2 protein-coding genes and 3 pseudogenes are annotated in these 14,244 nt (G+C 33.5%); 3 read left to right on the forward strand and 2 right to left on the reverse strand.

From position 1 onward, the window contains the following. Positions 1 to 495: 495 nt before the first annotated feature. Complete coding sequence (locus PR766_RS18185) at positions 496 to 1,344, forward strand: hypothetical protein (protein ID WP_036950991.1); 849 nt, start codon at positions 496 to 498, stop codon at positions 1,342 to 1,344. 868 nt (positions 1,345 to 2,212) lie between these two features. On the opposite strand, the pseudogene tnpA reads toward PR766_RS18185, so the two are convergent. After that, a pseudogene (tnpA, locus tag PR766_RS18190) lies at positions 2,213 to 2,602 on the reverse strand (IS200/IS605 family transposase). Positions 2,603 to 2,721: 119 nt separating this feature from the next. Between tnpA and PR766_RS18485 the strand changes: the two are divergent. Next, positions 2,722 to 3,027: pseudogene (locus PR766_RS18485) on the forward strand (RNA-guided endonuclease InsQ/TnpB family protein); the annotation flags it as partial. Positions 3,028 to 3,754: 727 nt separating this feature from the next. Here PR766_RS18485 and PR766_RS18490 read toward each other — a convergent pair. Then, a pseudogene (locus tag PR766_RS18490) lies at positions 3,755 to 3,977 on the reverse strand (IS3 family transposase); the annotation flags it as partial. 1,124 nt (positions 3,978 to 5,101) lie between these two features. On the opposite strand from PR766_RS18490, the gene PR766_RS18195 reads away from it, so the two are divergent. After that, entirely contained in the window at positions 5,102 to 14,044 is an 8,943-nt protein-coding gene (locus PR766_RS18195; protein WP_080675625.1) for a TcdA/TcdB catalytic glycosyltransferase domain-containing protein, read from the forward strand. Positions 14,045 to 14,244: the final 200 nt, after the last annotated feature.

Consider the following 14,244-nt stretch of genomic DNA (forward strand, 5'->3'; position numbering starts at 1 on the left):
CCTTCATATCTGGATGAACTGAAACTTGTTTTGGAGAAAAAATATGGCTCGGTAGATAGAAACTCTTGATGCATAAACATCAAGTACCGAAATATAACACTGAGATTAATAATAGTAATTAATATATCATTGACAGCTTCGCGCCCTAAAGGGCTTGTAGCTGTCAATTTGATAATAGAACAAATAGCATTAATCCCTTAAATTTTAGCTTGATAAAATATTATTAATGCACATTTAAAAATGAGCGTTTTTTTATAGATTTTTTATTTTAAATTAAAGAGGGGTTCATTGTTCTACACCCAAATGAAACCTCAATTCTTTCAACAAGCCCTTTCACATTAAAAAATAATGTGATTGACTATATATAATGGATAGAATAGCTACCAAGGATAGTGTTTTTCTTGAAAGTTGAGTAAAACAAAATATAAAAATAACCTAAATAAATCGAACTATGAATTTACCTTCATTTTCTCAGATAATATACAGGATATCATTATGTTCAGAATCCCCTTAAATAGCCCCTCAGTTATCCCATCCCAAACTTCGCAAGCAAATGAAAGAGTAAATATTTATCTTGGTGATGGGGGAACTCCCCAAAAAAACGATTTTATGTCTTTATTAGGCAGTTACGTTCATCGAGTTTCAAATTCAACCAAGGATCTAAAAAAATATCCGATAGTTTTTGCGTCTGAAGCAGCCCATAGTAAGTTTCAATTATATAAAGAAAAAACGATACAAGAATACGGAATAATTCGCCCACACAAAACAGGACGGTCAGATGACGATGTAGGTTCTCATTTCATATATGCTCTACAGAATGTGTCGACATATCATGCGAGTAATTTTCAATTTAACGATAACCAAAAAATTTATGTCCATGGTCATGGCGGAGCTGGAAAAAACTCCTTACAAGTTGACCACCTAAAACTCACCATGAATGAAGTGGTTAAGACTCTTTCTGATATGGGGGTTCCTAAAACAGTTAAAGATATCCGATTAACTAGCTGCTATTCTGCAGATACGAAGCCAATCAACAATATAAAGGATCCAGATCTGAAGACATATAGTGAAAGTTTTATAAAAAAATCAACATTTTTGGGCATAGCAATAAATGAAGAAACAGTAAAAGCCCCTGCAGCACATCTACTTGATGCATTGAATGACGCTGGTTATAACAATGTTACAGTTACCGGATACCATGGAGCAGGAATGTATTACAATGGTAATAACTTCCCAGAACACTCATTACGTAGTACTGTTACACCTTCTGCCCCTACTTATAAGCCCGAAGATACAGTAAAACGTAGTACCGTATCAGAAAAGTTTATCTCTGAGATTGATTAATAAAGTCATTAAGCGTTGTTGACCAAAGTTGATAACCCATTCAAAATCATGGATAACGCAGCAGTAAAAACGTTTTTGTTTTAGTGCTGTTTGTAACCAACGAAGCAGAAAAGATTTTCAGCCCGCAAGTTTCGGGCTGTTTTTCCATCCCATTGTGCCAGTTTAAGAGCAACTAAAGCCGCAAACGCTAATTTACCTAACCAACAATTTTTTCTTCAACGGAAAACGGGGAATAGGGTCTCACCTTATAATGCGGTTCGTGATTGTTGTTTAGAAATTTTTTGAATGCGTTTTCACGTATCGGTGACATCCAATTCCGTCACAGTCACGTTCAGTTGACCGTCTTTATCATATAATGACAGGTATAATCGTAGTGTGGTATTATTTCACACGGTGACCAATGGTCATAAGACTGCGTTTCATCTTTTTATACGAAATCGGCAATTCACGAGCTTTTTTTCTCCTAAAACAAAGCTTCTCGCGTGCCAACTGCCATAAGTCAAAGTTGTCCATAGGAAAAGCGGGGTGGTCAATATCAGTAGCCCCAGCCCCCTTGTACTTTGGCGGTAGTATATAATTTCACCATTGTTTTCCTTTTGGCATGATGACGAACAATTTGAGTCAATAGATGATTGACATGAATATTGGTTATTGGGTTTCGAGATTCACAGGAAATATCCTGGGAACGAATGATGAATAGAGAACACATCAGATTCAATCCATGCGGACATCCTTATCTGAAGATGAGTTGTTTGATAAATTAAAGAACTACTTCCCATTAGTTCTAGGTCATATTTACCGCCAAAGGGTACCCCACCGATACAAGGTGGAAAGGGAATTTGGACGGTCTTAAAAGCCCGTAGAATTATCAGCCGTACCGTTTCACAACATCCAGTGGCGCACCTCCGCACAAACCAGCAAAGAATGAACAAGACCAAAACACAGCTTTACCGTATGTACCCCGTAAATCCATAAACTCGTTACGCAAACGGCGAAATGTTACTGCTTTCAGATAATTAATCAGCACCGATAACTGCACTGTTGGTGGATACTCCATCAGCATATGAACATGGTCGATATCCCTGTAACTTTCTGTAAGTTCCGCACCAAAATCACGACAAACATCAGTTGCATACTGATGAAATGCTGCATAGTGTCACTCCTCCAATATTTTTCGACGATATTTCGTTACAAAAACGAAATGAACATGCAAAAGAAAAGCTGCATATCTTAAACGATTAATTTTGTACTTTTGCATTGAAGCTGACCGAAAACACAGTAATATAACGAAAGAATTTACTACACACTGAGTTATGATGCGAATCCGCAAAGCCTACATTATGGGTTGGCGGTGACGAAAAAAAATACTGGATTCAGCCGTCAGCATTTGAACTAAACCGAATGCTGACGGCATGGAAGAAAACCCCTGAACGTGCGTTCTTACAGAAAGCCTACACCGATAATCTTCAACAAAAGCTGAAAGACCTGCATAGTGCATAGAAACGTTGCTTTGATAAAAAGTTGGCAGCGAAAGCACCTGTATTTAAGAAGAAAAGCGGCGGAAGTGATTCAATCCGTATTGTTAACTTAGAGAAGTATTGCAGTCTCGAAAAACACAAGGTGAAGCTTCCATCAGGTGTCGGCTGGGTCAAATTTCGACAGTCACAGGACATCCTAGGTAAATTTTAGTCGATGTACTAGATTTGGCAAGTCTATCCCGTTAAGGGGTATTACTTTTTAGTATGAACGATTGCAGGTCTGGCATCAGCTAGAGCTTAAGAAAGGAAGAGCGGGGATTACCTTACAAAATTACTCCAGTGAATGGCTTGGTTTTGACTGCAAGATTATAATCAAAATCAGACTCATGAAAGTTTCAATCACATCCCACTGGAGTTTTATCATAAACGGCAAGAAAACCCTAAGTTGCCATATCTTAACTTCCGAGGAATGTTATCTTAAAATAGAAAATTTCTTAGTGAAAGAATACTGACACTTAATGCAGGAAAAATGCCAATTACGCCTTTAGAGTGGGATTTTATTCTTGGCTTATTTTGGGCAACATCATCATGAATATCATTCATAGATAACTCATCACAAGACTATAATACAACTCAATATTAAAATAAAGGCATGCAAGATTCGCAATACTGGTCACAATGAACCCAGCGAACCTTTCGATTCCCTTGCATGCCCAATATGATGTTTTCGACTATAAATTGACTGCACGTTACTATAAACAACTGTTAATACAGTTACCCTCATTGTGGTATCCAAGTTGCGAATCTCGGGCCTGTTTACAGCCTCCTAAGAATATATATTCATATACGCTACTTAGTCAAATTTTTGTGCTCACCAAAAAGAATATGTATTTGACACAATATTTACAGACACTTTTATCACTGATTTTATTCTAGGTTCGTCGCCGCAGATACACTCGCGGCGAACGATAACCCTGTGTACTGGATGCTATTCATGATAAGCTCGAGGATTGCTGCACGATTTTTGACCGCCGTTAATCCGTTCGGTTTTCACATTAAACAGATGAAATCCCGTTTTATGATTTTTACAAAGCTTTCCCCAATACCATTACTGTGTGGGTTTCGTACCGCCGCATGTCTAGGGAATAAATCAACTTCTTAAGCATATCGATTGCGTTGAGTATACGAGCAAAGGCATCATCGTCATCTTGAGAACATCGACCTCGCTTATATTTCCAATTCATTTTGATAGAACCCGCTCATGCTCCGAGTGTTCTACTCACCAGATGCATTTGACCCCTATATTTCCTAACTCATATCCCTCCTTAGATGATAAGAGCGTGAGCGTTAGCCACTTTTTTGCGACCAGACTCGACTTCTTCTTTAAAACCATGTTTTTGCCAAGCAAACTCTGTAGCTCTTTTATGAGTTTTCTTGCTGAAGCTAGCCTAGAGGCAGGAGCAACTTGTTCACCTGAGATTATCGTAATCAGACTTCCTTCTTGATACTGCTACGACCAAAGGACAAGCTGGCTTGTAACAATATCTCGAACATATTCTTTCTAAGAATTAGTGTAAAAATGAGTGTTAAAATTATCACTCATTTAAGTGCTAGCAACTGTCTGGAGATTTAATAGGGGATTGTCTACTGAGAGCTTGGACATAAAACATACTGTTCGTAAGCGACAAGCAGCGGTATACCTGCTGAATATTTGCCCAGCTTTTCTTCAGCTTCACCACAACTTTTTTCACTTATTCATTTCTATAGCAAAAAAGCCCTAAATTTTTTTAACCTGTCATTGTTGCTCTGAAGCTGACTTACTTTCTGTTCAAGCTCCCCTATTCACTATTGTTTAGGTGTAATAGCACTTTTCCTTCCGAACGTCTTCGCAATACTAACTAACCAGCGCGACAATCTTGAATCATTGCTTTAGTAGCTTGTATCATCAAGTGCTTGTGCAGGATAATCAGATAGACACATGCCTATTTAAACTCATGGGTAAACGCTTTTCTGTGAATTATCACTTCGTTGATACTGCTTCCTCTAACAAAGTGTTCGGGATCATTAGACCATTACAAATTGGCGTATAATTTAATAGGATAACGCTATCTATATTTCAATCCATATTTGACTCAAGAAGATATTATAATTATAAATGAGAGGTATTTTAGTCGTTATGCGGGAAAGTTATAACGATATTACAAATATACTGCGTGTTTTTGATATAAGAATCAATCTAAATAGTTAATTTTAAATTAATTCTGATTAGGATGGTATAGATGAGAGTTAATTCAGTGATTTTTAATTCACCACAAGAAAACAACACAACTGCACTAAATAACACATCTAATGATATTGGCATTAGTGATAAGAGTGAGAAAACTTATGAGCCATTTATTAATCGAATTACAAAGATTAAGAACACCTCAACTGAAGATGTGGTGGCTATTGGTGGCTTCATTCAAGAGGAAATAAGGAAAACACTTAATCCCACAACAAGTCAACATCCAGTAACAACCAGTGGAAATTGGAAAACAGCCATTTTGTATCGAATTGGATTATTAATGTCTGGTCATGCATCGCCTTCTACACCTTTAATTAATGGTAATAATAACGTTAATCTAAACGACATTGAATCAGTTGCCTCTAAAGAACCTATTATATCTAATCTGGCACCACTAGAGCATGTTTATAATACACCCAGTTTAACAATACCTCACGAATTAGAAGTGAAAAGTAAAGTAATCAAGAAAAGGAGCCTTGAAGATGGTAGCAAGGAACAAAAAGCACATCACTTAAATACTAATGGGAAATACTCCTTAACACCAAATAATATATTAGATAAAATTCACAATGGCTCTAAGAAAAAACATGAAATTCGTCCAGAGCTTATTAGCTTATTAAAGCAAAGTATAAATGGTTATTTGAATTTAAAAGATAAAAACAGTAGGGAAGGTATTGAGATGTTAAAGCAACAAGCGAATACCTTGTCTAATATTTACTATTCTTTAAATAAACATGGTAACACTAGAAATAATGAGGTCGAGAAAAATAATATTATTAAACTGATAGCTGAAGTTCAAAATGAATATAAGTCACATAAAGTTGAAATAGAAAAAAATATTAACATTGCTTGGATTGCAGGAGTACCACCAGAAAGTATCACAAGATATGCCAAAGCGTATAAAAACGCATATCCTGATTTTATTTACAACTTTTGGACTGATTCTCATGCTATGTTGGCAAGCGCTTTTAATAAGGAACTTAGAATTATTGCTTTTGAAAATGCAAAGAATGAGCTACTTAGTTTATTAAGTTATGAAGAGATTCACCGTTTAAAAAACGGACAAGATTTTTCTGAAAGTTTTAATATAAAATTAACCGATCTTTTTGAGCGTTGTTTGTTCAAGTCTGTATTACAAGTTCAGGATTCGGTGATGAACTATGCTTATATCAAAGGGTTATTAACATTTAATGACAATCATCGCATTGAATTCTTGAAAGAAATCTTAAATTATGATGCAGAAAAAATAAAGGAATTTCAACAAATAGTTGAAGAAAACAACAGAAAATTACGTGAGTTAGAGAAAAAACTTATCGATATCTTTGGTAAAGAAAATGTAAACATAAAAGATGTTAATGAATTACCTGAAATGCAGATAGCGCATAAAAAACAAAATTATCAACAAGAGCTAATTCTTCGAGGAAATTATGCCGCAGCAACCGACATGCTACGCGCCTATATATTAAAAAATCACGGTGGAATTTATGCTGACCATGATGTTATGCCGAATTATACCCCCGAAGTTTATAAAATAGTGCAAGATAATTGTAATAATTACGATTTCCTTGAAAAAGAAGACCATCGTCGTGCTCTAAGTGACGAAATATTATCATTAGTAAGCAATGAACCTAGTGCGGGATTAAAACATAAACTACCTCGAGAAGACATCACAAAATTGGATAATATAATTAGTAAACTAAAAATACAAGTTAAAGAGAGTAAAATATTTTCCCCCATTGATACCAAAGTAATACGAGATTCAATGATGATGCATAAGAGTCATCAACTTAGTAGAAAAGGTTGGAAAATAAGAGGCAATAATAATTTCCTTGCCACCCATAAAGAGAGTAAAGTCATGGATTTTGTTATTGCGGGACAAGAAAATACATACCGAGAAATTCTAGGTATAAGGGAACAGTTAAGGACAGAAGGGATAGGGGAACAGCGTGCATTCTATAATCCGAATAATGATAGCCTTGAACCATTACGAGGGAGTGAAAAGGTTGAATCTAAGTTATTTGTTTCTGATTTAGAAAGTAATGAAAAAAAATCCAGAAAAAAAGAAATATTAAAAAGTTTGGATAAGGACCTAAAAGAATATGGGCAATTACTTACAGTAGAAAATCAAGGTGTAAAAAAGAAAGATATTAGGGCAACTCAAAATTTTCTTAAAGGATATAAAGAGGGTAATGCCATAAATAATATTTTTGGATTCAAGGAAGAGATGAATATCCACGATATTGTTTCATTGATGAAAAAAAATTACAAAAATTTATCTGAAGAACAAAAAGGAGCATTAGCTTATGAAGTTGAAAAGCGTGCTTTGGCGGTAACTTTTCAACCTAGAGTAGAGGAATACCATCAACTTTTTGATAAAGTAAAGTCCAATGGTGAAATTGACCCATTAGCCAAGGAAAAACTAATCCCCCAACTCTTTTTATTAAACTTGGTTGGAGATGGATTTGGGGGGCGATGTGACCCTTTATCGGTACTTCTGCTGTCAGCAAAATATCAAGAGAGTTTAACTAATGAAAATCTATCAGGCAAATTCATTGAAAATTTATATTCTGCTGCAGCGGTATTAAGTGAGTCATCACGTTATACAAAGACTGAAATTATGAAAGCCAAAGAACTGTTAAATACTTTGGTGAGATTACATTCCAAAAATCCAATGCTATCTACTGATCAACAAGTATGGAAAGAGAAAAAAGAAAAACAAACTTTACATAGCACCATTGAATTATTGAAGAAAGAAAGTATAGAGCCAATATTGTTAAAGTTAGAAGCACCAGGACATGCTATGGCTGCTTGGGCTGTAGGCAAAGGCGAAAATAGAATATATGGCTTCTATGATCCTAATGGTGGTTTTGTTGAGTTTTCAGATATAGAGAAATTCAGTCATTATTTTTATGGAATATTTGAAAATAATGGTCTAGATAAAGGAAAAAAATATCACTTAAGTAAGGATACTGAAGGAGAAAAATTTATATTCGAGCGTGTTGTTATTTTGAATGGAGAAAAATTAGCACATTATAAAACAGGTATTAATGAAAAACCATTACTCGATATTTTAAAAATTAATGTGTTCGAGCCCGAGATAAGAATAAAGCAGAAAAAAGAAAAGTTTTCTCCTAAGAAATACTATCAAGGCTCTTTATTTTCTCATTATCGTATGGATGGTATTATACCCCAAAAATACAGCACACTATCTATTACTGGACCGGATGCCATGATGAACTCCATGAAAAAATATTATGAGTCATTGGGAGAGCTTGGACAGTGTCGTTTAGAACAACATAATAATAAATTTAAAGGATTGGGCGATGATTCATTTATGGGGAATCTTAAAGAGGTAGTAGGAGCTTCAGGTCAACACTATGATTGGATTAATCAAAAAACAGTAGGTATAAATGACATTACACCGGATGATGAAAGTACATGGGTTGGTAAGAAATTAGATATAAAAGAAGTATTAACATCAATTGAGTCAAATAAACAAAGTAGTATATTATTTGACATTACACCAACCAAATTAAATTTGGAAAAGCTACAGACAGGATGGCCATCTGAGTTAGTGCAAAAATTAAAATTAGAATGGCCAAATTTTGAAGATGATTACAATAAGCTCATTGATAGAAACATTTTAGACTTAAATATGTTATCTGATATTGATCAAAAAATACATAAACACTTACTAACATGTGAAGATAGCCTTGTAAAATGGGCAGGTCTTTCTTTATCTGATCAATTAACGAATGCTCTACATAGAAAAAAAACACCTATCAATAATCAAGTTCATTATTTATTATCTGATCTTAGTCAAGACATTCATGGATATAAAAAATCAATTCGTTCTATTCTTGCAAGTAATATTAGTACAAAAATTTCAATTTGGAGAGATGATTTCATTAATAAGTTATTAGTGGCTAAGGAATTTACAATATTAAAAGCAAGAGAAAATGAAATAATCAATTTATTTAAAGAGTATAATGGAGTTTTAGGTTATGAGTTGGAGCTATATTACGGATTAAAAAGAAAGTCACAATTAGGAACTATTTCAGTTACAGAAAAAGAAAAGCTATCTACTGTTTTACAAAAGATTGCACAAGATAAAAATTTAGAAAAAAAATTAATTGAAATTGAAAGAAAAATAAAATCCTTACCTATTCAGGATAATTTTAAGATTAATGGGAAAACAATTAATTTTTTAAAGATTAAAGATATAAATGATCTAAAGTATAATATTGGTTATAAAGGGGATATAATAACATTATGGAATAAATATATTACGAATGAACAGCAAATAATCAACTCATTATTGCAAGAGGCGGATAATAAGTGGGGTAAAGGAAAAATAGAAATTAGAAATATTTCTACTGATTTAAAAGATAATCATTTAATCCAAAAGATGATAAATGATAGATATGGTTTTGATGACCTCAATGACATAGTTAAACACGGAATTCTTCGCCAAGAATCGGGGGTGATGATGAGGCATCCGGCTTTAGCTGCACCATCAACTGAACTGATAAAAATCATATCAGATTATACCGGGGGTAATGATACGGATACAAAAATTATTCTGAAAAAACTTTACAACCATTTTTTTGGTAAAGATATCGTTCATTTTGGTCCAAGCAATTATGAACAATCATTAAGATTGACTTTTGAATCTATTTTAGATGTATTGGATAAAAATAATTTTAGTAAATATTTCCTATCTGTCATGAATCAAGATGTCTCTGCTTTAGGAGTAAGATATTCCAGTGTTGAAGGGAAATTAACATCTGACATTATGATGTCCGGTATGAAAGATATATTATCTAATAATAATATTGTATTGGATAGAATGGGGAATTTTTTAGAGGTGCTTTATGACGTTAAAAAGAGTAAAGATATAACGTTAGAGTTAATAAAATCTAAATTCAATCAGAATACTCTAGGCTTTATGTTACAGAATGATGCTCATATTCTTGAATATCTAAAAGGAACATCTACTCATCATGAATCGTCACTCTCAGACATTAGTAGAGGCTTAACAGGTAAAAACAGCTTTTTAGAATGTGCTCTACACATAACACAGGATAAATTTCCCAGTATTACAAATAACCTTTTAAAAGAAATAAACTCAAAACAACCCTCAGTATATTCAATAGCAGATTCAACCTTGATTGAGCAAAGTACGTTGAAAGGATTGGGATATGGGAGTAACGACAACTATCTCACCAATCCTATTGCGGGACCTAAGTTACATGATATATCTATTCAAGCAAAATATAACGCATTAAAGTGGGGGGACTTTTATGGCAGAAATGCCCTCTTATGGCAAGATGCAGCAACAAAATTTGAAGGGAAGAATGTTCAATTTAATCCTCAAATACTGCTTACGCCCCAAGAAGGTCGCTGTATGGGGTTAGCTGAGTTGTATCTTCTTGTTAAGAATGAAAATCATTATAATATTTTACAAGAAAATCTAGAGTTAGCCAGTGCGTTATACCAAGAGAGTCTGCTCGAACAATCTCAGCTTTCCCTAGCCGATAAACACTTGTTAACATCGATGCTAAATCAAATAGAGCATGCGCAACAACATGGTAATAATAAACTATTACAGTCAACAAATATAGAAAAGATTAGACTATCTGATTTTGAAGTTAATACTGTTGCTGAATATTTATCAGCTAATCATATCAAAAAATTACTAATCACAATGAATTTTCATAGCATAGTGATTTCGATCTTTGAGGATAAATGTCGAGTAACAGATCCTAATTTTGGTTCTGCAGATTTTACTAATTTAGAACAGGCATTAAATTTTGTTGAGAGCTCTATTCATATTTCGCCTGAAGTTCGAGAGCTGTACTCAGGAAAAGCAATAGGAGATAATATCGATATTCTCTTTGTGAGAAATAATCATTGGGAAAGTATTGTTATCCCCGACGTACTGAATTTAAGCACTCATCATTATCAATCTACAGTTGAAAAAATAAAGAGTTTAAATTTTATAATAAAAATTGATAATAATCAATTTAATTTATTTGATTTATACAAATATGGCATCTATTGGAATGGAGCTAGAATTGATGAAAATATTAATAAAACAGTATTTAATTCTAATGAACTAGACAAACTAAATATTAACGAAAAAATATTAAAGAAATATATTGATGAGCATCATTTGACAGAAAAAGAACATGATGCAATAAAGTTATTGGTCGAAACATTAAAATCTTCTGATGGAGAAAAAAAACTCAATCTTGATGACGTATTTTTTAGTGATAATAAAGATAAGCATTTTTCACATAGAGTACAGCGCCAAAGTGAGCGTGTAGGGCAAATGCTTTCGAATATATATTCGAGAATAAGAAATGCCATTTCATCAACAGGAATTAGTCAATTTAAAATTAAAAATACAATCTTATCTGATAGCTCAGAGACTATTAAATTAGCACTAGAAGAGTTAGATACTCGCAAAGTTGTAAATGTTGACATTAATATTTCAGATTTAAAAATGACTTTACGAGAAGGGTTAGATGCTCTATCTGAAGGTGTCGATAATATGAACCTTGATGGAGTTATGGCTATTCTAGGCATCATTCAATATGTGCGCTTAACACATAATGGTGATTACGTTTCTACAGTAGATCACGCTAATTTAGGATCAGATATTAAGACGGTAACCGAAAAAATTGTTGGTACAACACTAATGTTTATGGGAAATAAAAAATTTGGGACTAGTATTAGTGATATATCTTTGGAAGGAATAGTGTCACAACAAATCAGTCAATTAGCAACAAAAATTGGTGGTTCAACGGGAAAAGTATTGTCTCATGTTGCTAAGCTCATCAGATTCCCTGTTTTAGATACCGCATTAAATTTGTGGTCTCTTGGCGAATCCGTTCAATCTTATTTAGATGCTAAAGAGGGAAGCCTTGAAAAAACGTTGGCTGAGATTGATATTTCCTTTGCATCTACTTATTCTGCATTAACCTTATCAAGTATTGCTTTTCCCCCTATTGGATTAGCTGCTTTTCCGTTGATGTTTCTACAGCAAGAAATCAGAAATTTTCAAATGCATTTATATCACGAGAATTCAAGAAGAGCTTCATGGTTAAATATAGAGACGTTTTTTAATCAAGCAGCAGAAAGCATCCTAAATATAGATAAATACAATGGAGTGATAGATTTATCATCATGCCAGATAGTGGGAAATTTGAAACTAGACTTGACATCTAATCCACCAATACTCACTGGTATCCCTTCATATAATGATGGTAAAAATATTGGTAATAACCCTAATTTATCAGATGAAGAAGTAAGAAAAATCAGTCAATATGCCATTTCATGTGTCAATAAAGATGAGGTATATATCCCTAACATTTTTGGCAACTCTGGAGGAACACATTGTCGTGATCGGTCTTCCGAATCGAATTTAGTAAAAGGTTTTGCTAATCGAAATTGGCCTTCAAAAATGCCATCAATACCAGCTGGAGACTATAATACAGCCATTCTTGGTTATACGGCTACGTTTACAGCAAATACAGAAGTAATTAGAATGGCTTGGGATGATTATCAAGAGGTAAGTAGAGAAAATTATCAAGCTATAGAAAAAAGTCATAAACACACCAAAGTTATTGCAGGAGAAAAAAATTTTCGAGTCATAGTTCCTGCACTAGAACGCTCAATGTTTTCCCCGCAAAATTTAGGCGAATTACTTCAATTCGCTGATTATTCATTTGATATAAATGGTGGGATTGGAGGGATTACCGTATATGCTAATGGGGTAGGTCATTTCACTATTCGGGGAGAAAATGGAGCTAAAAATACAATTTCATTTGGTGAATTACCAGAGTATCTTAATGTTCACTTGGATCTTAGCAAGACAGGTAAACAGGATGTTGTGACTTATAATGTAGCCTCGTATCCCTATAAACAAAAAACGTTGATGACCTTAATTCAGGACAATATTAATACTGTTGTTGGTTCCCATCATAGAAAAAATACTTTTATCGGGAATAATCAAGGCAACCATTTTATTATTGGTCATTCTGGAGCTAACGTTTATCTTGGTGGGGGGAGTAATGTTATCACTATTCCTAGTCTGTCGGGAAAGTCATTTATAGCAAATATTTATTTAACTGATGATGCTCAAATGCAATATTTACAATTTGGGTTTGGTATTAACAAAATATTTATTGCTAACCGTTATCATTCTGAAATATTGTTTTATTTTGATGATAATACTCGTTATGATGAAAAGATACTTATGATCCATGCTCCCAACAAAAGATTTATTGGGGGGTTTTTAGATAGTCTTATGATTTCCACTGCGGATGGTTTAGAGCTTGGAATCAATAAATCTGGATTGCTATTTGCAAAAAAAATAAATGTGATTGAGTTTTCAAAATACCATAAATATAATCATATATTAACTCCTAAAGAAGTATTGCAAAATGAAAAATTTAGGGTATTAAAGGGGCTTATTTATGAATTTGACTATGGTGACCACAAAGCCATCTACGAAGAAAACTCCTTGATTTATAAGGGGTTGTCTTCAGGATGTAAAATACAATTAAGTAATGAGTTTTCATCTGTATTATATGGTTCAAAAGGTGGTGAATATATTTTTCCTGGTGATAATGGGAACAATTATACTATTTACCTTCATAATGATAATGAAAATCCAGAGACTATTAATTTGTCTGGCGTAAGTAATAAGATTAAAGTTACTGCTTATTGTAAACATAGCAAGTGTATTTTAAAGTTTTTCTTTAATGATACATATTCTACATTAATAATAAAGTCAAACTCTATCGACAATCAAAGCTTGCAAAAGTATAACGTTAACATTATTTTTAATAAAAATAAAGAAATGCAATTATCCGATATTTTTAAATTATGTAGCCACATGGAAAATGAAGTAGTCATCTATAATAACTAGCAATATAACCTTCCTTTAGATTGGAATGATTTGAACTCGCGATAGTATATTATTGTTAACTGTAAAGCCTTAATTATTTTTATTAAGGCTTTTTATAAGTTTATAAATAATGGGGGATTTCTCATGTTCTTGTTACGCTGAAAGCTTCTTTGAGCGATGATGCCAATATTCATAGCTACTACAGCTCCCCCCAAAACACA

The organism is Providencia sp. PROV208, from assembly GCF_028479465.1.
GTDB lineage: Bacteria > Pseudomonadota > Gammaproteobacteria > Enterobacterales > Enterobacteriaceae > Providencia > Providencia alcalifaciens.

Coding starts and splice junctions, on each gene's coding strand:
- PR766_RS18185 (WP_036950991.1), top strand. CDS start 496: ATGTTCAGAATCCCCTTAAATAGCCCCTCAGTTATCCCATCCCAAACT.
- PR766_RS18195 (WP_080675625.1), top strand. CDS start 5,102: ATGAGAGTTAATTCAGTGATTTTTAATTCACCACAAGAAAACAACACA.